Annotated in this window: 19 protein-coding genes; 14 read left to right on the top strand and 5 right to left on the bottom strand. The window is 50.7% G+C overall.

The window, feature by feature from the left end:
* Positions 1 to 291 (bottom strand): transposase (locus B5D58_RS07795; RefSeq protein WP_078737667.1); only part of this gene is annotated, 291 nt, incomplete at its 3' end.
* Positions 292 to 315: 24 nt separating this feature from the next.
* The gene (locus B5D58_RS07790; RefSeq protein WP_050731249.1) at positions 316 to 2,184 is read right to left on the bottom strand and encodes a TonB-dependent siderophore receptor; all 1,869 of its coding nucleotides are present in this window, start codon (positions 2,182 to 2,184) and stop codon (positions 316 to 318) included.
* Between the two features lie 244 nt (positions 2,185 to 2,428).
* Here B5D58_RS07790 and B5D58_RS07785 point away from each other — a divergent pair, with 244 nt between their 5' ends.
* Both B5D58_RS07785 and B5D58_RS07780 read left to right on the top strand, forming a co-directional pair.
* Positions 2,429 to 2,701: a type II toxin-antitoxin system TacA family antitoxin gene (locus tag B5D58_RS07785; RefSeq protein ID WP_011111701.1), complete on the top strand. Its 273-nt coding sequence runs from the start codon at positions 2,429 to 2,431 to the stop codon at positions 2,699 to 2,701.
* The gene (locus B5D58_RS07780) at positions 2,698 to 3,192 is read left to right on the top strand and encodes a GNAT family N-acetyltransferase (RefSeq protein WP_011111700.1); all 495 of its coding nucleotides are present in this window, start codon (positions 2,698 to 2,700) and stop codon (positions 3,190 to 3,192) included. The genes B5D58_RS07785 and B5D58_RS07780 overlap by 4 nt, the downstream gene beginning before the upstream one ends.
* A 31-nt stretch (positions 3,193 to 3,223) precedes the next feature.
* Here the strand turns inward: B5D58_RS07780 and B5D58_RS07775 are convergent, their stop codons facing one another.
* Positions 3,224 to 4,282, bottom strand: a complete 1,059-nt coding sequence (locus tag B5D58_RS07775) for a FecR domain-containing protein (protein WP_011111699.1) — start codon at positions 4,280 to 4,282, stop codon at positions 3,224 to 3,226.
* A gap of 24 nt (positions 4,283 to 4,306) precedes the next feature.
* Positions 4,307 to 4,816 carry a sigma-70 family RNA polymerase sigma factor gene (locus tag B5D58_RS07770; RefSeq protein WP_011111698.1) on the bottom strand — a complete coding sequence of 170 codons (510 nt, stop codon included), beginning with the start codon at positions 4,814 to 4,816 and terminating at the stop codon, positions 4,307 to 4,309.
* A gap of 552 nt (positions 4,817 to 5,368) precedes the next feature.
* Between B5D58_RS07770 and B5D58_RS07765 the strand changes: the two genes are divergently transcribed.
* The 6 genes from B5D58_RS07765 (at position 5,369) to B5D58_RS07740 (ending at position 12,251) form a co-directional block, all read left to right on the top strand.
* Complete coding sequence (locus B5D58_RS07765) at positions 5,369 to 5,872, top strand: sigma-70 family RNA polymerase sigma factor (protein WP_011111696.1); 504 nt, start codon at positions 5,369 to 5,371, stop codon at positions 5,870 to 5,872.
* A gap of 13 nt (positions 5,873 to 5,885) precedes the next feature.
* Positions 5,886 to 6,872: a FecR domain-containing protein gene (locus tag B5D58_RS07760; protein WP_011111695.1), complete on the top strand. Its 987-nt coding sequence runs from the start codon at positions 5,886 to 5,888 to the stop codon at positions 6,870 to 6,872.
* Positions 6,873 to 6,965: 93 nt separating this feature from the next.
* A complete protein-coding gene (locus B5D58_RS07755; RefSeq protein WP_011111694.1) occupies positions 6,966 to 9,440 on the top strand; it encodes a TonB-dependent siderophore receptor in 2,475 nt (824 codons plus the stop codon).
* Between the two features lie 243 nt (positions 9,441 to 9,683).
* Positions 9,684 to 10,199: a sigma-70 family RNA polymerase sigma factor gene (locus B5D58_RS07750; RefSeq protein WP_011111693.1), complete on the top strand. Its 516-nt coding sequence runs from the start codon at positions 9,684 to 9,686 to the stop codon at positions 10,197 to 10,199.
* Between the two features lie 14 nt (positions 10,200 to 10,213).
* Positions 10,214 to 11,245: a FecR family protein gene (locus tag B5D58_RS07745; RefSeq protein ID WP_011111692.1), complete on the top strand. Its 1,032-nt coding sequence runs from the start codon at positions 10,214 to 10,216 to the stop codon at positions 11,243 to 11,245.
* A gap of 175 nt (positions 11,246 to 11,420) precedes the next feature.
* A complete protein-coding gene (locus B5D58_RS07740; RefSeq protein WP_041356658.1) occupies positions 11,421 to 12,251 on the top strand; it encodes a TonB-dependent receptor in 831 nt (276 codons plus the stop codon).
* 167 nt (positions 12,252 to 12,418) lie between these two features.
* Here B5D58_RS07740 and B5D58_RS07735 read toward each other — a convergent pair whose 3' ends face one another.
* Positions 12,419 to 13,942, bottom strand: coding sequence for an IS1182 family transposase (locus B5D58_RS07735; RefSeq protein ID WP_011111691.1), 1,524 nt, complete (start codon positions 13,940 to 13,942; stop codon positions 12,419 to 12,421).
* On the opposite strand from B5D58_RS07735, the gene B5D58_RS07730 reads away from it, so the two are divergent.
* The 6 genes from B5D58_RS07730 (at position 13,929) to B5D58_RS07700 (ending at position 24,642) form a co-directional block, all read left to right on the top strand.
* A complete protein-coding gene (locus B5D58_RS07730; protein WP_050731248.1) occupies positions 13,929 to 15,587 on the top strand; it encodes a TonB-dependent siderophore receptor in 1,659 nt (552 codons plus the stop codon). The two genes, B5D58_RS07735 and B5D58_RS07730, sit on opposite strands and share 14 nt — an antisense overlap.
* Positions 15,588 to 16,012: 425 nt before the next feature.
* Complete coding sequence (gene relB / locus B5D58_RS07725) at positions 16,013 to 16,468, top strand: type II toxin-antitoxin system RelB family antitoxin (RefSeq protein ID WP_011111690.1); 456 nt, start codon at positions 16,013 to 16,015, stop codon at positions 16,466 to 16,468.
* A 67-nt stretch (positions 16,469 to 16,535) separates the two neighbouring features.
* Positions 16,536 to 16,802: a type II toxin-antitoxin system RelE/ParE family toxin gene (locus B5D58_RS07720; protein WP_011111689.1), complete on the top strand. Its 267-nt coding sequence runs from the start codon at positions 16,536 to 16,538 to the stop codon at positions 16,800 to 16,802.
* Positions 16,803 to 17,165: 363 nt separating this feature from the next.
* Entirely contained in the window at positions 17,166 to 19,361 is a 2,196-nt protein-coding gene (locus tag B5D58_RS07710; RefSeq protein WP_011111688.1) for a TonB-dependent receptor, read from the top strand.
* Between the two features lie 123 nt (positions 19,362 to 19,484).
* Positions 19,485 to 21,938, top strand: coding sequence for a TonB-dependent siderophore receptor (locus B5D58_RS07705; protein WP_011111687.1), 2,454 nt, complete (start codon positions 19,485 to 19,487; stop codon positions 21,936 to 21,938).
* A gap of 202 nt (positions 21,939 to 22,140) precedes the next feature.
* Complete coding sequence (locus B5D58_RS07700; protein ID WP_011111686.1) at positions 22,141 to 24,642, top strand: TonB-dependent siderophore receptor; 2,502 nt, start codon at positions 22,141 to 22,143, stop codon at positions 24,640 to 24,642.
* Positions 24,643 to 24,799: the final 157 nt, after the last annotated feature.

Raw genomic sequence — 24,799 nt, 5'->3', positions numbered from 1 at the left:
TTTGACTATCGTACTATCCAGCGACATGTGATCCACTTCCAGCTGTATCAGCTTGTTTTGCTGAAGCGCGAGGAAAACCCGATCCAGGACGCCATTCCTGGCCCAACGGTTGGCGCGCGTGTAAATGCTGTGCCAATTGCCGAATTTCACAGGCAGACCACGCCACTTACAGCCGTGCTCTGCAACATACAGAATCGCGTTGAGCACTTCCAAATTCGAAAGTGTGACGTTACCCCGTTGTATCGGCAGTAGATTTTCAATAAGCTTGAATTGCGATGCAGATATTTCCATTCGGTAATTTTAATACAAATAGTGTTAACAGGCCCTAGCTTCAAGTGCTTCCATATAAGAAACATAGGTGGTTACCTTTTCGATTGGTTTATACAGAAGTGAAGCTGTAGGAGTCAGCTTAGATTTTTCATAGTTGCTGTCACCGTAGATACCATCCAATTTATATGCTGTCGTAGCATAGTTGAGCCCAACCATTGCAGACCATTGGTCATTGAAGCTAATGTCATCTCCAATCAGGATATTGTCATTTCGGGTAGTATAGGCAGTCGCCATCGACCCGCTCCCGAAAGATGCCCCCCAATCCGGCTCAGCTATATTTTTAAGTTCACTCAGCAGGAAATTTGTGCTACCAGACAGGTAAACAGTACCATTACCCCGTAAAAGCATTTCATGAAAAGTAGAAGAATAGCCAAGCGTGAGCTTATGGTCGACGGCAAACGTTGAAAAGCGGGTGTCCAGGTAGATATACCCTCCATAATTTTCATGCTTTTCCCAAGGGGAGTTTGTCATTCTGGGAATAAAGGTCTTGTTCGCCTGCTCATCTAAAGATATTTGATTCGTTCTCATCCTCGTATCCTGATAGAAAAAAGCACTTCTGAGGGTAAAATATTTAGTGGGATTCCAGCGCAGACTGGTGTAAGCTTTATGACTTTCCAAGTCGTTGGATGCCCATTTGGGAGAATAACGTTTACTGGTATCAATAGCAGTTCTTTCTCTCATATAAAAGAGAGGTTGTGTCACCTCTTTGCTGTAGTCGTTATAGGTATATTTGACATCTGCATAGAGGGTATCGGTAAGGTGGCCATCCAGCACGATGTTGGCCACTTTCTGGTTGATCGGTTCGCCGATAGCGGTATCTCCCCCCTGATAGAGCAGATTGGCCCGGTAACCGAATCGGCCCCGGTCATCAAATTTCCCGCCGATATCTGCATGGCCGTAAAATTGGATCCCACCGTAATTACCAAACGTCAGCCTTCTGAGCGGGACATTGGTAGAGTTCTTAGTCACATAGTTTACGGCTCCACCTACTCTGTTGCCGCCATAGAGAAAACCTGAGGTTCCACTGAGAATTTCAACCCGGTCGATTTCGATGACTGACACAGCAGAACCATTGGCATAGAGATGGATGCCATCATAAACCGGGCTGCTTGTTTGAAATCCTCGTATGGTGACAAAGGGAACACCGGTAAAATTCTGGATGAATGGTTCTTGGGTCAGGGGATTCATTTTGAAGATCTGTCCCATATTCTGGGCATTGACGTTCTCGATCAGATCTGAAGGGACGACACTTATCGAATAGGGGGTATCACGCAAACTGCGTTCTCCCCAAAGACCAATCCCGCTGATATTACTAACCCGATAGCCCTCTTCTGCTGTGCCTTGTTTCAGAGTTGGTGCACTCACTGTCATGAGGGGCAGAGTGACATTGGCCGGGGAGGATCCGGTTGTGCTCATTTTCTGTACGACATAACTGCCATTGGCCAGTCGTGTGACTTGTAATCCACTATTTCCAAGCAGCAGGGCAAGTGCTTCCTGCACGGTGTATTGCCCCCGTAAACCACCGGTAGTTTTTCCGCTGATCTGATCCTCTGTAAAGGTAAGCAGCAGTCCTGCCGAACTGGCCAGGCTGCGCAGGGCAGGGGCCAGCGGGCCGGCTGGAATGTTGTAGTACTGGCGTGCGGTGGATGTTTGGCTATCCGCGGGGGCTTGAGCCACAATTTGAGCAATTGCCGGATCTGGCAAACTGACTGACAGGATGAACCCTCCTGAGAGGAAGGCGATTATCTGTGCCAGGGGGTGCACCGGAAAAAGTGAAACAGGTCGGGATTGCTGCTGCCCCTGACAGCATGGCTGGATAAATCGGCGCGCGGCGTGGCGTCGGTCGAATGGCATACCTTACTCCTCAAGAAGTCAATGGATCGATAAAGCTTCTGCGGAGCCTCTGCAAAACATCGCTGATGTTCTTTAGAAGCTCCTTATAGAGCAGGTGCCGCGAGAATCAGAATCGGGCAGAAGAAATCGTAAAAATTTCCGGAAAATCCGGAAGTTATTCATTTCAATTTTTCCTGGAGCCTCGGTTTGGTGTATTGACAATAGCTATACGCTATCGCATAGTTATGTATTTAAGGAATACGCCATGCGTGACGCTACCATTAACCTGCGTGCCCTGCCCGAACAACGCGACCTTATTGATCAGGCCGCCAGTTTGCTCGGCAAAAACCGTTCGGACTTCATGCTCGAAGCAGCGTGCGACCGAGCACAGGCCGTTGTGTTGGATCAGGTCTTTTTTAGCCTGGACACCGACAAGTTTAAGCAGTTTACTACCATACTCGATGCACCTCCCGGCCCCAACCCAGGGCTTGAACGCCTTATGGCCGTGAAAGCTCCCTGGAATACCGATGTGGTATGAGCTTGCAACTCAATCCGCCAGAGCTGCTCGTCGCAACGCATCTTCTGGACGACTTCGAGTGCGGAGTAAACAGTCTCGATGAATGGCTCAAGCGCCGGGCATTAGCCAACCAGCATAGCGGAGCCAGCCGTACATTCGTTGTCGCGGATCACGATAGTCGCGTCTATGGTTACTACGCCATGGCTGCGGGTGCAGTCTCGCATCAAGCGGCAACGAGCGGTGTGCGGCGCAACATGCCCGATCCTGTTCCGGTGATGGTGTTAGCACGACTGGCCGTTGATCAGCGTGCCCAAGGTATCAAACTCGGGGCAGCATTGCTGCAAGATGCCGTCAATCGAGTGGTAAACGTTTCGCACAATGTTGGTGTCCGAGCGCTTCTCGTCCATGCGCTCGATGACCGTGCCAAGCAGTTCTACGCGCACTACGGTTTCAAGGAATCACCCCAGCATCCAATGACTTTAATGCTGCGCCTAAACACGACAAAGGCATAATAGCTTCCAAGAAGCTGTTTTGAGGATGATTCTATGACGCCGCTTCCACTATCACCCAGTAGCGGGTGCGCAGACGTACCCGTACCGGCAATACACTCGGCAGGGTTTCCAGGATACGATCCGTATCATCCAGCGGGAACACTCCGGATAAACGCAATTCAGCCACGGCCGGATCACAACGCAGCAGGCCGGTGCGGTAGCGTCCCAGATCAGTAATGAAATCACCCAGCCGGATGTTATCAGCGATGATTTGTCCCTGCGTCCAGCCGGTTGTCTGCTTATCCAGCGTAGTAGCGTTATTCAGGGTGTGGCGCGTGAAGGAGAGTTGCTGGCCAGCCGGCAGTATGTATTGCCGGTCGGGAGCAGCAGCAGGGGTGACTTCTACCGCATGTTCGAGTACAGCGACATGGGTACGTCCCTTTCGCTGACTGACCGTGAAGCGGGTGCCGAGTGCACGAATGCGGCCTTCGGCAGTTTCGACGATGAAAGGACGCGGATCGGATATCGGCGTATGCACAGGGTGGGTGGTGATGAGGATATCGCCGGTGATCAGCCGTATCGTACGGTGTTGTGCATCGAAGGCTACGTCGATTGCACTGTACGTGTTGAGCATGATATGCGTGCCGTCGGCCAGGTATATCGCACGTTGTTCGCCAGTACCGGTACGGTAATCGGCAACGGTTTGCTGCCAGATCTGTGTACGTGATACCAGCATGCTGCCGACACCTGCTGTTCCCAGCCATAACAACGTACCCATTGCCTTGCGCCGGCCCGGCGATCCGGGTTTGCCGGCACTTACAGGGTTGGTAAGGGGTGACAGGCTTTTATAAGCTGCTGTGGATGGCAGTTCCCTGAATCGTGCGGTCACTGCTTCGATGTGCTGCCAGGCACGTTCATGATCAGGATGTGCCGCACGCCATTGTTGCCAGCACTGATAGTCTGAATCGGTCATTTCATCCGACATCAGTAACGTCAGCCATTGCGCGGCTGCATCCGCCGTAGCACCGCTGATCGGGTGACCATTGGCCAGTGGTAGCGGGTGTGGCTGGTCAGCGACCGAGGGAGGCGGTGTGGAACCGGGAGTGGACACTGTTTTTCTCCGGTTGAATCTGTTTCAGACTGACAGAGCAAACAGGCACTGCCGGTTGGCACGTGTGAGGTATTGCTTGACCGAACTGGTCGATACGTTGAGCCGTTCCGCGATCTGTGCATACGAGAGTTCTTCCAGATGGGCGAGCAGAAAGGCTTCCTTGACACGGGTCGGCAGGCCATCGAGCGCACGATCGATTTCCAGTAAGGCTTCCAGCGCCAGCACATGTGCTTCGGGCGAAGGCATCAACTCTACAGGCAGTGCTGCCAGGGCTTCGAGGTAGGCCGTTTCGAGCTGATTGCGGCGCCACCGGTGGGCAACCAGCCGGCCGGCGATCGTGGCGAGGAAAGGTTTCGGCTCGCGAATGTCATCCGCGTAGCCTCCAGTGATCACGCTGATGAATGTGTCTTGCACCAGATCGGCAGCATCGCAGGCATTGCCCAGCTTGCGGTACAACCACCTCTGTAACCAGCTACGGTGGTTGCTGTACAAGGCATGAACTTTCTGCTGCAGTATGAATTCATCGGCTGACACGATATCTCCCTGAAAAAGTTTGATTATTATTTAATGAGAATCGTTTTCATTCTAATGGATATGAAACTGTTCATGCAAGATCAGGCAGTCAACAGGTTTGCTGCACGCTTGCAAGACTCATAAATGTTGTCATCAAGATCACGCAGTGACGGGGTGATCTGTGAAGCAGTATTTTCATAACTTGACCTTATGGAATAAGAACAATTATCATTTTTATACCGGTTGTTTTTACAGGCTGGCTGGCAATTTACTCTGTTCAGGCCGTAAAAACATCTCTGAGAAGCGTCAGCGAGATCCGGAACAATATAAAAATAATTGAAAGGTAGTTTCCAGATACCCGGGGTACTCGGCACACAACGTCAGGAAACCTCTGAAAAACGTTAGCAAGGCAGTCAATTCAAGGCAAACGTCGGCGAAGAAGCCGAGTTTATACGTAATAAATGAGCATTCTGAGTCGACTTTTAACGCAGAAATGGCAACGCAGATAATTTTGCAGAGGTTCCCTGGCCGGCATTTACATAACTTTACAAGAGAAGCCTGGGAGGGCTATTGATGTCGATCGACGATCCCGCACACCTGAACGCTGTGGATACGCTTTACAGTGATCACCATGACTGGCTGGTAAGGTGGTTGCGCTCCCGTTTGGGATGCGCTCATAACGCCGCTGATCTGGCCCAGGATACCTTCACCCGTATACTGGCTTCACGGGATGCCACGACTGTATGCGAACCACGTGCTTATCTGACTACGATCGCCAAAAGTCTGATGGTCAACTGGTATCGTCGCCAGGCACTTGAGCGTGCCTATCTGGATGCCCTGGCACATATACCTGAAACGGAAGTACCGGCACCCGAACAGCATCTGATCATTCTCGAAACGTTGCATGAAATAGACCGGATGCTCGATTCGCTTGCTCCCAAAGTCAGACAGGCATTCCTGCTCTCACAGATCGAAGGTTTGAAATACGAAGTGATTGCAGAGCAGCTCGGGGTTTCACTCGGCTCAGTCAAACGTTATATGCAGCAGGCTTTCCGCCAGTGCCTGCTTCTGATGTAATGAAGCAAACAGCATGAATACCCGCTTAAAGGATACTTCAGGACACTCGCCAATCGATCCCCGGATACTGGATGAAGCGGCTGCCTGGTTGATGCAATTGCACGCCAGTACGGTTACCGATATGGAACGCAATGCCTGGGAACAGTGGCGTTTGCGCAGTCCGCAGCACAGGCAGGCCTGGGAGCGGGCGGAGCAACTGATGAATAAAATGGGGGGGCTCCCTCCAGCACTGTCAATGGCTGCATTGACTCATCCCGGTGGTAATAACCGGCGTGCTGCGATCAAGAAACTTGCCCTGCTGATGACAGCACTGCCTGCGAGCTGGGCAGCCTGGCGTGTAACACCATGGGAAGCATGGATGGCGGAATACCGTACGATGGTGAGTGAGCAGCGCGAAATCGAGCTCGCCGATGGCAGCCAGGTCAGGCTCAATACAGCGACTTCAATCGATGTGCGGTTTAATGCGGTACAACGTTTAATCGTTTTGCATACCGGTGAGATTCTGATCCAGACCGCAGCAGACAACGCAGTCACACCTCGTCCTTTTCAGGTACTTACTGCAGAAGGGCGGCTATATGCGCTGGGAACCCGCTTTACAGTTCGTCAGGGTGAGGAACGCAGTCACGTTGCAGTATTCGATGGAGCAGTGGCAATTCATCCCAAATCAGGCGATAGCGGCGTGGCGCAAGTATTGCATGCCGGCAACAAAACTGTGTTCACTGCGGAAGCAATCGAAGTATCCAGACCGGCTGACGATACCGACATTGCCTGGACGCAAGGTATGCTGCTGGCTGACAAGATGCACCTGACTGATTTTACCGATGAGCTGTCCCGATACCGGCAGGGTATCGTACGGTGTGATCCCGTCCTGGCTGACTTGCGGATATCGGGCGCTTTTCCGATCCGTGATACTGATCGTACGCTGGCAATGCTGCAAGCCACCTATCCAGTGCGTATCGTTTATCGCACTCCTTACTGGGTTACGCTGGTACCACGCTGATCAAGCTATTTTCATCAGGGAGGTGAGACTTTTTTCTGTTTCGATTGGCAATAGAGGTGAAGGCCCTTATAACCAGAAACTGAAGGAAAAATCATGCTGTTTGCCTCCCTCGTTCATCCCATCCGATTCCCATTGGACCCGGTAAGGCTATTGTCGCTGTTGCTACCAATCATTGTCGTCACAGCATTACCTGCCCAGGCGGCTGAAAATGCACTGGATACGCCTGCTGCTGCCCGAAAGCACTATGACATTCCGGCAGGCCCGCTGGGACGGGCACTCTCACATTTCGCAATGGTTGCTGGTATCGCACTTTCGTTTGATCCGGCACTGACAGAAGGACGTACCAGCCCGGCGCTGACAGGAAATTTTTCAGTAGATGAAGGATTCAATCGGCTGCTGGCAGGTAGTGGTCTGGAACTGATACGCAATGATGATGGCAGCTATACACTGCATCGGGCACCCGTCAAAGCGACCCAGGCAGGGGTAACCGCATTACCGGTCGTGACTGTCTCGACCAGTACGGAAAATGCTGATGATACTGGCTATGTCACGCAGCGCAGCAGTTCGAGCACGAAAACAGATACACCGTTGATCGAGGTACCACAGTCGATTTCAGTGATTACGCGCCGTGAGCTCGATGCGCGGCTGGTGCAGAATATCAGCCAGGCAGTTTCCTATACGCCCGGTGTGCTGACAGAAATGTACGGACCTGTAATGCGGGATGACTATTTCAATATCCGGGGATTCGATGCGCCGCAATTTCTCGACGGGCTGGGTTTATGGGGGGTGAATTATGCCAACCTCCGTATCGAACCGTATGGAATGGAAAGCATCGAGGTGCTGAAAGGGCCTTCTTCTACCCTGTATGGCCAGAGTTCACCCGGCGGGCTGGTTGCTATGGTAAGTAAGCGTCCAACGGCCGTACCGGTACGTGAAGCGTTCATTACCGGCGGAAGCTTTGGCCGTATTCAGGGCGGACTCGATCTCGGCGGGCCGATCGACAGCAACGGTCAGTTTCTTTATCGGCTCACAGGACTGGTGCGCAATAGTGATACGCAGATCAACCACGCTCATGAAGATCGTTACTTCATCGCACCGAGCATTAGCTGGCGGCCAACTAGCGATACCACTTTTACGCTATTGAGTCATTTTCAAAAGGATGATGCTGGCAATACACTCCAGTTTCTGCCCCCGGAAGGCTCACTGCTGGAAAATCCGAACGGCAAAATACCAACCAGCCGCTTTATCGGAGAACCCGGTTTCGATAAATACAATAGAGAGCAATATACGATCGGTTACGCGTTTGATCATCGTTTCAATGAATCCTGGGGAGTGCAACAGAATTTACGTTATGCCAATGTATCCAGCAATTACCCCACTACGTTTTATCTCGATTTTCTGAGAGATGATGATGGGGTACCACTGGATTTCCGGACGATTGATCGGCTGGCGGCCCTTTATCAGGACAAGGCGGGTACGTTCACGATGGATACCCGGGTACAGGGTATATTTGATACTGCCATGCTCCGGCATAACCTGCTGCTGGGTATAGATTACCGCTATCTTTCCGGCAGTAACCGCCGTGGTTTTTCCGAAGACATGCTGCTTCTGGATATCTACGATCCGGTTTATGGTGAGCCGTTTGGTTTGCCGGTCATTGATTACATCAGCAAACAGCAGCGTGACCAGATCGGTCTCTATGCCCAGGATCAGATCAAATATGATCGATGGATACTCACGCTGGGTGTCCGTTACGATTTTTCCAGTGCACATACGCGAAATCATGATTTGTTCTTTGATGAGAGAAGCAGCACCCGGCAGAATGATCGCGCTTTCACTTATCGGACAGGAATAAACTATCTGTTCGACAATGGCATCGCACCATACGCGAGTTATGCCGAATCTTTTCAACCGATTGCAGGAACCGATTTTTTCGGTTCACCATTCAAACCGACTACCGGTCGGCAATATGAGGCGGGTATCAAGTACCAGCCGGTCAACCATAATGCCTTGCTGACTGTCGCGGCTTATCATTTGACACAGAAGAATGTCGTCACTCCTGATCTCACGCCGGGGCATTTCGGTTATAACGTGCAAACCGGTGAAGCGCGTGTACGAGGAGTAGAGGTGGAAGGTAAAGCGCGCCTCATGAACGATCTCAATCTCATCGTTGCGTATTCTTTTGCTGATTCGAAGGTGACCGAGAGTAACAATCCGGACGAGCTTGGCAACCGGTTATCACTGACTCCCAGGCATCAGACTTCTGCCTGGCTGGACTACACTTTTCGAGGTAATCAACTCGCCGGGTTGGGTCTTGCCGGCGGGGTGCGACATATCGGCTCGAACTTCGGTGATCTCGTCAATAACCTGAAGGCGCCTGTCTACACCTTGTTCGATGCGGCGGTACGCTACGATATGAAGCATCTGCACAGTGTGCTGCAGGGTGCCAGTCTGAGCGTGAATGTGAATAATCTGTTCGATAACAAATACATTGCCACCTGCGCGGATATGGCCTGTTTCTATGGCAATCGTCGGACGGTTTACGCGACGCTGCGTTATAAATGGTGAACTACCACGGTTTTTAGTAGCTCCCGAGGGCGGGCGCATGGCTGGTCTGGTTGGATTGCCGGCACGCTTCTCCCCCCGGATAAAAATCTCTGATTCGCTTTCGCTGGTTATCCCACAGAGCGTGGCATATCTTTCCACATCCTGATTTGCATTGCAGAAAATACCCGTTCACCCTTACAATGCGAACAATTCTTATTCGTGCATTTCCTGTATCCAGTCAACGCTATTACAACACTGGCTTCCATGCCTCCGCCCGATATCCACTGCAAACAGGTAGAAACCCTTTACAGCGACCATCACCGATGGCTGCGCGGGTGGTTATGCAAAAAGCTGGGCTGCAGTGAACAGGCGGCTGATCTCGTGCATGATACTTTTCTGCGTATCCTGAATTCCGGAGAGGTGCTGACAGGGCTGACTAAACCGCGTGCCTACCTGACGACTACCGCAAAACGATTGCTGATCGATCGTGCCCGTCATCGACGGGTCGAGCAGTCCTATCTGGATGAACTTGCGCTGATGACGGCCACGATGGAAGGTGCACCCTCACCGGAAGCCATTCTGATGGCACTGGAAGCACTGAAACAACTCAGTGATGCTCTGCAAAGCTTGCCGGCAAATGCCAGTGAAGCTTTTCTGCAACATTATCTCCTCGATGAAACCCAGCCGGCCATTGCTGCCAGGCTCGGTGTTTCAGTGCGCATGGTGCAGAAATATCTGGCACAGGCACTGCTGTGCTGCCACCGGGCGCTCACCGATTAAACGGCAGCCTGCCCATGCCGGAGAAACAACCGATTCCTGACGATATTGCCGAACAGGCAGCGGACTGGATCGTACGACTTACCGCTGGCGATGCCACCGAGCGCGAGCAGGCGCAATCCGGTTTCGAAGTCTGGAAAAAGCAGCACCCTCTCCATGCGGAAGCAGCCGCCAGCCTGCAGCAGGTCATCGGCCGGGTCAATGAGGTTCGTGCCACGACCCATGGCAATCCTGAACCGGCCCATGCCGCACTGAAAGCAGCACTGGCTGAAGGAAACCGTTCCCGCCGCCGTTTCAGAAAAACGGTTGCCACGCTTGTCGTTGCCTGCGCATTGCTGTTGCCGGCCTGGCAACTTCTGCAGATTTACCCGCCAGCTTATCTGATGGCCGATTTACGCACGACGACCGGGCAATGGCAAACCCATGACCTGCCTGACGGAACTCGCATCACGCTCAACAGCATCAGCGCAGTGAATCTGCACTTCGATATAGAGCGCCGCATACTGGAGCTGATCAAAGGCGAAATACTGGTCGATGTTGCACAGGATACTGACCGGCCTTTCCTGATCGAAACAGCGGAAGGCAGCATTCAGGCACTCGGAACACGTTTCGTGGTGGATCGACACGAACAGACGACGACACTGACCATGCTCGAATCGAAAGTATCCGTACAGACTGCTGAGCAGCGAGCAGAACACAGCCACGAGAGCACCCTCGTCCAGGCAGGTGAACGTATCCATATCACTGCCCAGGGAGTGAGTGCCATTGAAACGATCGATACACGTACTATTTCAGATGCCTGGCAGTATCGTCATCTCGTCGTCCAGAATCGGCCGCTGACCGAAGTGCTGGACGAGTTGAATCGCCACCGCCGTGGTCATATTCTTTATGACCGTGCGCAGCTTCAGGGAATCGACATGGCAGTCGTCCTGCCGCTGGACGATACCGACCGCGCACTGCAGTTGCTGGTCGATAGCCTGCCCATGATCCGTATACGCACGCTTACCCCCTATCTGGTGCTGGTGGATTTGGCGCCCGCATCTGAATAAAAATTTTTAAAACTGGTTCGTGTTTTTGCGCTTCATCCGTCAAGGTGATTGAAAGCGCAAATACGGGCCGCATCAACGGCGCATAGCCAATAGGGAAGGTTGTACCGGCATATCCTTATTTCCGCTTTCGTTCACTACTGCCTATACGAAACGTTAATAAGGGGATTTTTTAACCATGCAACCTCGGGTTTCCATTACGCTCTGCTGTATTGTACTCGGCATTGTCATCCATTCTGTGCCGGCTGCCACAGTCATCGCAGCCGATCATCATTCTGATCAGATTCAGACTCGCAATACGACCATTCATTATGATATTCCAGCCGGCTCGCTGATCGATGCGCTCAGCCGCTTTGCCCGGCAATCCGGTGTGGCGATATCGATAAAAGCCGACCAGCTCAAGGGGTTACAGACACCCGGCCTGACAGGCAGCTATAGTATCGAAACAGGGTTCGCCACGCTTCTGGCGGGCAGCGGCTATCAAATCCGTAAAACCGATGCTGGCTACGTCCTGCAGCGAGCGCCCATCATCACTGGGCAAACACTGCCCCTGATGACAGTCAGCACCGCTTCCCTGAAACAAGGCACAACAGAAGAAGGTTATCGGGTCAGTAACATCAGCGGGATTGGTTTATGGGATGAACGTAGTTTGCGTGATACGCCGTACTCGATGAGTATCGTTCCCTCAGATCTAATAGAAAACATCAACGCCCAAAACATGGGGCAGATCTTCAAAATGAACCCTCTGACTCAAGAACCAAATATCCAGAATTTTACCGGTGTTCCCTTTGTCACTATACGAGGATTTCAATCAGCTAATCCGATCTATGATGGCATACCTATGGCTGCTGGAAATGGCTCTGCTGTATCAGTTATCGAGATCGATCGGGTTGAAATTCTTAGCGGAACCTCAGGCTTTCTTTATGGGGGTGGTAGAGTAGGTGGGGCAATAAATTACGTCACCAAAAGCCCAACCGATATCCCCCTAAGAAGACTAACGAGGATGTAGAAAAACTCGTTTTTCAGGCGTTATCCAAGCTTTAAATTTTTGAAATACTTTGACAAGCAGGAAATTGGGTTTTTCAGAACTATATTCATAGTGCCAACGTATTGTTTATACCTGGCCTGATGCGCATAGGTACATGAACAGCGTATTTTGTCTTTGATCCCCTATTTTCATTGGCCTACCCCATAATGGGCAAGCTTCTCAATGTTGTGAACCAGACAGTATAGTTTCCATTGTCCGTCTACTTTGCTCCGACCCCGCAGGGTAAATCGATCAAGGCGTTTGTTATTGCGGAGGTTACCGAATACTGGTTCGACCGTCGCAAAGCGGCGGGTGATCATCTGTCGGCCCTGATCAGAGTCGATCTTCCGCTTCATCCGGTCAGTATGGGTTTCATAGCCGTCGCGTTTGCCTCGGAAAAATGCAACCTGCCGGGTCTTGGTTTTCTCCGGTGTACGTAAACACTGAGTCCGGAGGGTGCAAGGCAGGCAATCCCGCTCGGCACCTCGAAACTTCATCGCTGCATAGCCGTTGAAGGTGCAGTTCGAACCGTTCGAATAGAGTCGTTTGCCAGCCGGGCAGAGACAGTGCGAGCCATCCTCGGCAAGCTGGAAGTCACCTGGACCAAACCGTTTCGAGATCGAAGGTTGTCCACGCTTATCCCAGAGTGGATCGGGCTTGGTCTTATGTGCCTCTTGCCCATGGTAGCGTTCGTCACGCTTGCGGTAGCCGTTATCGGGAATGTAGGTGTCGATGCCCTCTGCTGCCAGCATCTTGAGGTTGTTTTCAGAATGATAGCCAGCGTCAGCGGTAATAACAGTTTGATTGCTCATTTGTGGCTTGATGGCCTGGACCACTGGAACAAGCAATTCTTGTTCTGAACCGGTGCCATGAGCCTGCGCATCCAGAATGATCTGGTGTTTCTCATCCACTACCGCTACACCTGTGTATCCCTGGATGACGCCCTTGCCCGTAGCCATTTTGGCCGATTCATTGTCAGTGAGGTTGGATTGGCGTACACCCCCCTTTGGCCCCTTGCGATCTTCCGGGTTAGCCGCCAGCCAGTCTTTGAGTTGTTTCGCTTCCTTTTGCAATCGTTCCAGCATGCAGGCTTCTCGTTGGGCTTGGCGTTCATCCACAGGGGTCATATCTATCTCCCGGTGACGTACCAGCATCTGCTTCGCAGCCTTTTCCATCTTTTCAGCCTGGCGCTGGTAGTCTGCACGTGTACCACTCTTGGCCTTACTGGCGTTGGAAGGTAACTTCACACCATCTATCGCAAACAATTCCCGGCCAATCAACCCTTGCCGGTCGCACACCACTAGCACTTGGGCGAATAATTTTGCCACTTCATCGCCTAGTTCGGCAATAAATGCCGCCAAGGTAGTGAAATGAGGTTGATTGTCCCCGGCAACCGCTATGAACAATATATTCTGTCGACACATCGCCTCGATTCGGCGGCTGCCAATCAGACCGCGACTGTAAGCCAGCAAAATGATCTTGAGCAGTACAGCAGGATCATAAGCGGGAGCTCCTTGCGTATTGTTCCGGTAACGCTCACGTAGACCGCTAAAATCCAATTCATGATCGACGAGATAGCATAAGGCGTGTTCGAAACTGCCTGGAATAATCTGCCGGGAGAAATCAACAGGTAACAGCATCAGGCCCTTTTGAACCGGTTTGAATCGCGCCATCCTATATCTCCTGATAATCTTCACCAATCCTGATTATTCCACGGAAAAACCAATAGGCTTAGGTTTTCCTACAGCGTCAACGTTTGGTAATTATGGCGGCACACAATTTTACGGCCATGCCGATGTTGGTGGAAAATTCGACGACCGAGGTCGTTTCGGTTACCGGGCCAATCTGCTCTATCAGGGCGGGGATACTGCCATCGGTGAGCCGGTTACCCAGAAAGTGGCCAATATCGTGCTGGACGGCCATCTTACCGATACCCTTTATGCCGATGTCAAATATACCTATAACGACTATAGAAAAGAAGCAACACAACCTACATTTAATAATGTAAGGAATAGAACTGGGATCGATACCAGTAAACGTTACTCCCCAAAATGGGCCTCCAACGACGTAGAAAGCCACAAAACCTACACCAGCCTGCGCTGGGATCCCAGTAAATATTTCACTCTCAGAAGTGCTTTTTTCTATCAGAATACCCATATGAGAGCCAGTCGGATACAATTAAATGAACAGGTGGAGAAGACTTTTACCCAAGTACTCACGGATACAGCAAATGAAAAGCATGAAAATTACGGAGGATATATCTACCTGGACACTCGATTTTCAACTTTTACGATCGACCATAAGCTGACCGTGGGCTATTCTTCTACTGTTTGGGATTATCTTATGAGTGATGACTGTTGCATTCGTCAAAACGGGACGAGCAGCCTTTCATTGAATGAACTGAAAAACATACCTGAACCTAACTGGGGAGGAGCTATTGGAAACGAACCAAAGTTGCCTGTTTGGACTTACCGGTATAACAATATTCTGATTGGGGATAATATTACCTTCAACGACCAGTGGTCTGCAATGATCGGATTTAACTATGGTACTACAGTAACTAAAGCATTCCGTAGTTTTGGTGATATTGACTATGAAAAATCTGCACTGACCCCCACCGTTTCATTAATGTATAAACCAATTGAAACAGTAACCACCTATGTCTCCTATATGGAAGCGCTTGAACAAGGTACGATAGTAGGTAGTACTTATGCTAATTATGGAGAAGCACTCCCGCCACTGGTCAGCAAGCAGTATGAAGCAGGTTTAAAATACGATATCAATCCTAATTTATTGTTGAGTACTGCACTGTTCCGAATCGAAAAAGCCAATCAATATTCAAATAATGCAGCGCCAATCCCGACTTATGTCCAGGATGGTTTGCATGTTCATAACGGCGTGGAACTGATCCTGACCGGGAAGGTAACAGATAATTTGACTATCATCGGGGGCGGTACCTTGATGGATATCGGTGTGGAGAAATCCAATAATCCTGCTATTGAAGGCAACAAACCAACCAATGCTGCTTCTCGGATGGGCAAGATTTATGCAGAATACGCGCTGCCATGGGCTCCAGGGTTGAGTTTGACCGGCGGTATTTACTATACCGGTGAAAAATATGCCGATGCGGCCAATACTGACAAGATCCCAAGCTATACCTTGTACGATATAGGCACGCGATATACCACCCGTGTACTCGATAAAGCATTGACCGTACGTCTGAACGTCATCAATCTGACCGGCAAGAACTATTGGCAAGAGGCTACTTATTTAGGCGTACCAAGAACTGTTGCATTTTCCGTCAGTACGATGTTTTAGCGTTCTAGCTTGATATTCCGGGCTCAAAATAGAGCCCGGAGAACCCTAACCGCTGTCATCGCGAGGCCTTCGGGGTTCGCAATGACACACTTTTGTTCATCTGTAAGATATGGTTGATCGTTCCCATGCTCTGCATGGGAATGCAACCTGCCTAGCTCTAGCGGGGCATACTGGCTGCCGGAGCGCAGGAACCATCAATCAACGTTACTTAGCATGTAGATGCGGTTCGTACCTCACCGCATCCTGCTATGCTTCTTGCGATCATCACAATTCTGCCTGTAATGCGGCTCATGAAGGGTTTGACAGAAGTTCCTCAGCAACTCTAAATCTCGAATTCCACTCATCGTTCCCCATCAGGGTTTGCACATTTTTAATAAGTAATGCACCAATTTACGTAGGTATTGCGCTACGGTAAGGAGAGAAATATGCGAAGCATGACTCTTGAACAGCTTCGGACGGCCAGTGAAACCGGTGGCGTTTCGAGTGTAACTCTGAAAGGGCAAGGCGGTGCATTCCTTGTTCAGATCAACACGCGCAGCGGTGTCGCAGCTATTCTGACGAAGGCTCGCAACAGTGAACCGCGTCGCTTCGGCAACCCGGCTGCTGCCTTAAATGTGCTGCGTGAGGTGGGTATTACTATCGGTCAGTTTGATGCCAGCGAATGGAACCCGGACGAACGTGAGCCAGTAGCACGTTCCAGTGATAATCGTGCCAAAGCACTACACAAGGCTCATGAAGCGGCCGCCTATAACGAGTGGCTTGCTGCTGAGATTCAGGAAGCCATCGACGACCCCCGGCCAGGCATCCCGCACGATGAAGTCATGGCCCGAATGGATGCCCGCATTGTTCGCCACAAGGCAGCGGGAGCCAAGCGTGCATGAACTTTGAGCCGCCGGTGGCTGGCCAATGGTGAAGGTGAAAACCCCTTACCGCATCGTCTGACGTCCGATGGCCGAGGCCGATTTGGATAACATCATTGACTACATTGCTCAGGACAATCCAACCAGGACCGAGGAGTTCGGCCAGGAACTGCGCGACAAGATCCTGCCGCTTACACAGAATCCGAAGATGGGTCGCACTGGCCGGCCGGGCTCGTCTGCTTTTGTGCGCGAGCTGGTTGCCCATCGGAATTACATAGTGTTCTATCGTGTGCTGGACGAAGCCTGCACCGTGGAGATTTTACGAGTGAAACACGCGGCGCAACAATCATCGTGACTTAATTTTTTTGTCATTTCTCAACAGGTTGTTCATCTACATAAGAGAAGATGCGGGTTTTCAAATCCTTTCAACTTTTCCTGGAGCCTGGGATGAACAGTCATAAAAAGCCTGATTAACGCCTTTGATCGATCCTGTATTCCAGCTGCTGACCGAGCCGACGATGCAGACAGGGGATTTGTGCTGGTCGAAGTGTTGATCGAGCATCTGCGGCGGCAGGCGATTACCAGCGCCAATCGAGCGCAGGCAATTCAGATCACTACGATCACGGATTTAAAAAGTCTTCTGAGCCATTATTCACAAATAATAACCATTATCATTATTATTTTGTATTATGTGGTTTTTTTTCAGACAAAATAAATCATGTATAAATTTGGGGGAGTCCTGGTAATACTGGTTTCCAGTATTACTACTATCTATGCTCAATCACCATCGAATGAGGATAATGATACTGCCAGCGGTAAAACGTTTCTGCCCGGAATTACCGTCAGTACCAGTGCCGATGCTTCAGCTGAAGGATTATCACCTCCTTATGCCGGTGGTCAGGTGGCGCGTGGGGGAAGAGCTGGTATTCTTGGTACGAACGACAATATGGATACACCGTTCTCGATTACCAGTTATACCAATGAGCTGATTCAAGATCGGCAGGCACGCAGTGTAGGTGATGTTCTGCAGAATGATCCCAGTGTTCGGGTAGCCCGTGGTTTTGGTAATTTCCAGGAATCCTATTTCATTCGCGGGTTTATTCTGGGTTCAGACGACGTTGCGTTCAATGGTCTTTTCAGTTTGCTGCCACGTCAATATATCGCTACCGAATTGTTTGAACGGGTCGAGGTAATGCGTGGTGCCTCTGCCTTTCTGACGGGTGCCAATCCCGGTGGGGGTGGAATCGGCGGGGCGATCAATCTGCTGCCCAAACGCGCACCCAATGAACCGCTGACACGTTTGACCACGCATGTCGGCAGCGGCTGGCATCATAATGTGGGGGTGGATGTTGCCCGCCGATTTGGACCAGATCAGAAAATAGGTATCCGTTTCAATGGCGCATATCGAGGTGGCGGTACGGCAGTTGATAAAGAAGGAGTACAAACGGGACTTGCTGCAGTTGGGCTGGACTGGCGTGGTGACAAGCTTCGTCTGTCAGCGGACATCGGCTGGCAGGATAACCGTTTGAAACGTACCCGTACCAACGTTACCCTCGGATCGGGGATTACTGGTTCACCCAGGTTGCCTGATCCAACCACCAACTTTGCACAGCCCTGGTCATATTCGAACGAGAGCGATATTTTTGGAACATTGCGCGGCGAATATGACATCAATGCCTATCTGACTGCATGGGCAGCCTATGGTCTGCGTCGTACTGACGAAAAAAATTCCTTGGCCAATTTCACACTGGCCGACAGAGATACAGGGGATGGTTATGCTACCCGGTTTGACAATACTCGCAAGGATAATGTCGATACCGGAGAAATTGGTATCAGAGGTAAATTCAGTACCGGGCCAATAGATCATCGCGTGGTAATAGCAGGCTCATACTTCGAAAACGAAAGGAAAAATGCTTACGCCTGGGATTTCTTCAACCAACTGAATACCAACATATTTTCCCCGGTATCGTGGGAAAAACCCGATTTCAGCAGCAGTGCTTTCCGGGGTAATAATCTGTCTTCCCCGGGTTTGACCGGACGTACCCGCTTACTGAGCTTTGCCATAGGAGATACTGTATCTATCCTGGAAGACAGGATTCTCCTGACAGCCGGATTCCGGCATCAGAATCTGCGAACGGAAAGTTATGCTTATGACACAGAAGCCAAGTCACCTGCATACGATCGTAATCGGATCAGCCCGAGCGTAAGTGCTGTTTATAAGATCAATAAGCAATTCTCGATCTATGGCAACTATATCGAGGGATTGACCCAGGGTGACACTGCCCCGGGTACAGCAATCAATAGCGGTCAAGTGCTCGCTCCCTATGTTTCCAAGCAAAAGGAAATCGGGGCCAAGTACGATGGTGGCCACATTGGCGCTACGATTGCACTTTTCACGACAACGAAGCCACGTTCAATCATCGATGCAGACAATGTATTCACTTCATCCGGACGAGATCGACACAGAGGGGTAGAGCTCGGTATCTATGGGGAAGTAATACGCGGTCTTCGCCTGCTGGGCGGTGCCACTTGGCTGGATGCCAAACAACGATCTACCGGTGACGTCACTACTGATGGCCAGCGTGTGATCGGGGTACCGAGTTTCCAGGCCAGTATGGGAGCGGATTGGGATATTCCCGGTTTACAGGGCGTGACTTTTGACAGTCGTGTCGTTCATACCGGTTCAAGTTACGCCAATGATGTCAATACGGTGAAGGTGGCAGGATGGACACGGCTGGATCTGGGTTTGCGTTATCTCACCGAATTCAGGGGGCATCTGGTCACATTGCGAGGCCGCGTCGATAACGTCACCAATCGCAAACATTGGGCTTCTGTAGGCGGCTACCCTGGACAGGGTTATCTGGTAGCCGGTATGCCGCGTACTTTCGTAGTCAGTGCCAGCATCGATTATTGATACATCGCTTTCTAATGGCCGGTAAACTGCCGACTATTTTCACCAGGGTGTGAGACTTTTTCCTGCTTCGACTGGCAATAGAGATGAAAACTCTCTATAACCGGAAATTGAAGGAAAAAGTCCATGCTGTTTGCCCCTCTTGTTCACTCCATCCGCCTCCTATCAGGCCGGGTGAGGTATGCCGTATTGTCGCTACTGCTACTGATTGTCGCCGCCACAACATTTCCCGCCCAGGCGGCTGAAAACACACTGGATACACCCGATGCAGCTGCCCGAAAGCACTATGACATTCCGGCAGGCCCACTGGGACGGACACTTTCACATTTTGCAACAATTGCCGGTATCGCACTCTCGTTTGATCCGGCACTCACAGAGGGGCTTACCAGCCCCGCGCTGACAGGAAATTTTTCAGTAAGTGAAGGATTCAACCGGTTACTGGCAAACAGTGATCTGGAACTGATACGTAATGCTGACAGCAGCTATACACTGCGCCGGGCACCCATCAAAGCAGCTCAGGCAGGTGTAACGGCATTACCGGTCGTGACTGTCTCGACCAGTACGGAAAATGCTGATGATACTGGCTATGTCGCAAAGCGCAGCAGTTCGGGAACGAAAACAGATACACCGTTGATCGAGGTGCCGCAATCGATTTCTGTGGTTACGCGCCGTGAGCTCGATATGCGCAGCGTACAGGATATGAGCGAAGCTTTACGTTACACCCCCGGTGTGGTGGTCGATCAATGGGGATTTGAAGGGCGAGGCTATGAATATCTGCTTTTGCGCGGGTTTCAGGGGCTCACGACTTCTCTTTTTCGCGATGGTTTGAGCATGGCTGCTCAAGGGCTGTATTTCGGTTCTTTCATTACCGATACTTACGGCCTGGAACGTGTCGATGTGCTGCGCGGACCTACTTCAGTGACTTTCGGGCGAGGGGATGCCGGAGGTATCGTCAACCGGATTACTAAACGACCGAGTGCCGATCCCATTCGGGAGATCGAATTGCAATATGGTAATTTCGATCGTAAGCGGATTGCCGCCGATTTAGGCTTCGCAAATAATGATCGTAGCTTGATGTTTCGCCTGGTAACGCTTGGACTCGATTCAGACACACAGGTCAGATATCCCAATACAGGAGGAGATCGTGCGGGGCTCAGGCGTTTTTATGTTGCTCCTTCGGTGACCTGGCACCCGACAGCTGATACGACTGTCACGCTCATGGGAGAGGTTCTCAATAACCGGGCGGAAGCCTCCCCCTTCTTTCTTACGACACCTGATGGCAGACATACCGATGTTGTACAGACAGATTCAAAGTTCGTTAAATACGCGACGAATCAATCCTCATTCAGCTATCAGATCGAACATAACTTTAATGAGACATTCACTGCACGGCAGAATTTTCGTTATATGCAGCAAGATGGCAATTTCAACGATATGTTTCGTGCTGGTTTTGATGCCGATATTCCCACGCTGATGCAAAGAAGTGCCATGACAACGAAAGAGCGCCTGACTCAAACAGTGCTCGATACTCATCTTCAAGCCGGGCTCGATACAGGCCCGTTGAATCATACGGCGTTACTGGGTGTTGACTGGAACAGGACGAATGCTTCCCTGAGATTCTTTTCAGGAGAGGCTCCCGGTATCGATGTGTTTAATCCGATCTATGGCATATCGGTTCCTGTACCCGATAGTCTGGATATCGATGCAAAGCAAGAGATCGATCAGCTCGGTATCTATCTTCAGGATCAAATCAGGTACGGAGAGAACTGGATTCTGACATTGAGCGGCCGCTATGACAGAGTTGATACTAAAGATGCTGATTTTTTAAGCACTACCAATACTCGCAACAGGGACAATGCCTATACCGGACGAGCAGGGCTGACTTACCTTTTTTCCAGCGGGGTTGCACCTTATGTGAGCTATTCACAATCATTTCTTCCGTTACCAGGACTCGATTCCAGCAATCGCCCTTTCGAGCCGACTCGTGGCACGCAATATGAAGTCGGTGTCAAATATCAACCTGCAGGAGGAAGAAGCCTGTATACAGTGGCATTCTTTGATCTGACCAAAACCAACGTGCCTACGCCTGATCCCGATGATCCTTTTTTTCGTAACAGGCAGACTGGTGAAATCGGGTCACGTGGAGTCGAAGTGGAAGCAAGAGCAGAATTGTTACGCGGGCTGAATTTTATTGGATCATTTACCTATCATGACGTAACCGTAACCAAAAGTACGGATATCGACAAAGATAAAATGCCAATTCAGGTGCCTCATCTCATGACTTCTGCCTGGCTGGATTATTCCCTGGGAAATCTGGGGGTAAATTGGCTGCGAGGTTTTGGAATCGGCGGAGGCGTACGCTATGTGGGAAGAATTTTCAATGACCTGGAGAATACCAGTACGACACCTTCTTATACTTTGTTTGACGCCATGCTTCGCTACGATAACGGGCCCTGGATGTTTACCATCAATGCGAGCAACCTCTTCAATAATAAATACCTGTCCTACAATGATCCCGGCTGGCGAGCCTACCCCGGTCTGGAGCGAACAGTCCTGGGTACTTTGAAATTCAGGTTTTAACCTATGGAAACAAGCCACCGGCCATGCTGGTGGTATTACAGGCAGAACCTGATGCCGGAAATCTGATCAATCAGCATCTTCTTTTCACTTGCCAAACTTTACAGCATGCTCTGGATTTTTTGGTGAGAGGTGATCCCATTTTGTTTTTCGAGGGGCAATGTAGATAGGAGGGCTATTTACATTCCAATATCGAGAAAACAATATGATCATCATCAAACATTATTTTTTATTACCATCATTTCAACGTTTGTGGAACGGCAGGGCGATCGCGCGCCTGTTCCTGATCGTGATGCTGGCTGTATCGTACCTGACCATGATATCGCCAGTCAGTGCGCAGCAATCCGGGGTTGTCAGGCATTACCACATTCCAGCCGGTTCACTGACTACTGTACTCAATGATTTCGGTCGGGAAGCAGGCATTTTGCTGTCATTCTCGACAGAGCTGACCAACAGTCTGCAAAGCGCAGGATTGAATGGTAACTATACGGCTCACGACGGATTATCTGCTTTACTGGCTGGTAGCGGGCTGGAAGCAGTAAGAACGGCTGACGGCAGCTATACCCTGAGAGGATCGTCTGCCACTGTTTCTCAACCTTCAGAGGGGGCGTTGACATTGCCGGCAATGACTGTCATGACATCCGGGATAGTTGATCCGACGACTGAGGACACTGGCTCTTATACGACCGGTTCGACCAATACTTCTACCCGTTTGCCATTGACTCTGCGCGAAACACCCCAGTCTGTCAGTGTCATGACACGCCAGCGTATGGAAGATCAAGGATTGACACAACTTTCTGATGTCGTGAATCAGACCACCGGGATGGTATTCCAGTCAGGCGGGAGCAGTCAGTCCGATTCCGCCACTTTTTATGCGCGCGGGTTTGCTGTCGATAACTATCAGATCGATGGCGTGCCGCAGATTTACAATAACTACAACCGTATTTTTCAGACCAATGATATGGCGATCTTCGATCGTGTCGAGATCGTGCGGGGCGCTAATGGCTTGATGAATAGTGTCGGCACACCCGGTGCCAGTATCAATCTGATACGCAAGCGTCCGACAGATACATTCCGGGCCGCGACGAGATTCGAAGGAGGAAACTGGGGATATCGCCGAGCCGAAGGGGATATTTCCATGCCACTGATTCCATCGGGAAAAGTGCGCGGCAGGCTGGTGGGTGTGCTGAATACCAGCGATTCCTATATCGATCGTGAGGAACAGAAAAGATCGCTGCTTTATGGGATTGTCGAGGCAGATCTGACACCTTCCACACTGGCAACGGCCGGTTTCATGTTCCAGGAGCAGGATCAAACCGCAAATGCAAGAGGCGCTTTACCGGCTTTCTACTCTGACGGGACACGCACTACCTGGGGACGATCCGATACCGCGGCCGCAAACTGGGCTTATTCCAAAAGGAATGGTGAGATGGTATTCGTGACACTGGATCACCGCTTCAACGAGGACTGGCTGGCGAGAATATCGTGGAATCGTACAGTCACTAAATACGATGAAGTACTGGGTTATGCGCTGGGTGGTTATCCTGATAAAGCAACCGGTGCGGGAGTCAACCTCTGGGCCGGTCGCTGGAAAGGCGCGCCTACACAAAATACACTCGATGTTTACACCATGGGTTCATTTTCTCTGTTCGGACGCAAGCATGATCTGATTGCCGGGACCCTGTTCTCGTTCACGAAAGATCACACACCTACTTACCGGCTATGGTTTTTCGACAACTGGAGCAACTCGATCGGTAATATTTTCACCTGGGATGGCAATACACCCACTATGCCACCCACCAACGATACGCCTATCGGTGAGTGGGGTCAGGATGAGCAGGTTATCAGCGGCTATGCGACAGGCCGATTCAGATTACTCGATTCATTGTCCCTGATTGGGGGAGCCAGAGTAACGCACTGGAAGTTCAAGCGTTTTTCCGAAAACTATCAGACTGGCAACATAACACGGATCAATTCCAATCAGGATCCGGAAATTATTCCATTTGCAGGGATTACCTACGATTTTCTCGATAACTGGACGGTTTATGCCAGCTATACCAGTATTTTCAAGCCACAGACGGTACGCAGCGAAAATGGTGCATTTATCGATCCATTGCTGGGCAACAGTTATGAGGCAGGTATCAAGGCGGCATTCTTTGATAATCGTTTGAATCTGCATGGTGCAGTCTACAGAATTCAGCAGGATAACCTCGCCGTTGCACTGCCGAATAATGTACTGGCACCGGATGGTTCAACCGCTTACCGGTCAGTATCCGGGGCCAGAACCGATGGTTTCGAGATGGAACTGGCCGGTATGCTGACCCGGAACTGGCAGGCATCAGTCGGGTTTGCTCATAACGTAACGGAAGACCGGGATAAAGTGAAGCTGAATACCCAGGTTCCCCGGAATACGTTCAAACTGTTTTCCACTTACCGTTTTCCGACTGTTGCAGAAGGTTTGACGATCGGTGGTGGCGTACGCTGGCAGAATCGCATCTATCGTAATGACCAGGGTCCTGCCAGAGTCGAGATTTCCCAGGGCGGTTATGCGGTGGTTGATCTGATGGCGCGCCTCGAGATTACCAAAATGGTCGCTTTATCCGCCAATCTCTACAATCTCTTCGATGAGAAGTATTACCAAACGGTACCGGCGAGTTACTACGGCGCACCGCGTAATGTTCGTGTTGCACTCAATATAAGATTCTGAAGCAACATCTTGCCGGCTGTTGTAAACGGCCGGCAGCCAGGGAATCTCTGATCAAATCCCAACATAGCTATGACCTTCATCGCGCTTCTTGCGATCATCATGATTTTGCCTGTAATGTGGCTCATGGAGGGCTTGGTCAGAGGCGCTCAAGGTGAGT

It is taken from the genome of Nitrosomonas europaea, assembly GCF_900167395.1.
Taxonomy (GTDB): Bacteria; Pseudomonadota; Gammaproteobacteria; order Burkholderiales; family Nitrosomonadaceae; genus Nitrosomonas; species Nitrosomonas europaea.
The sequence above is the reverse complement of the archived record's forward strand: the minus strand, read 5'-3'. Positions and strand labels throughout refer to the sequence as shown.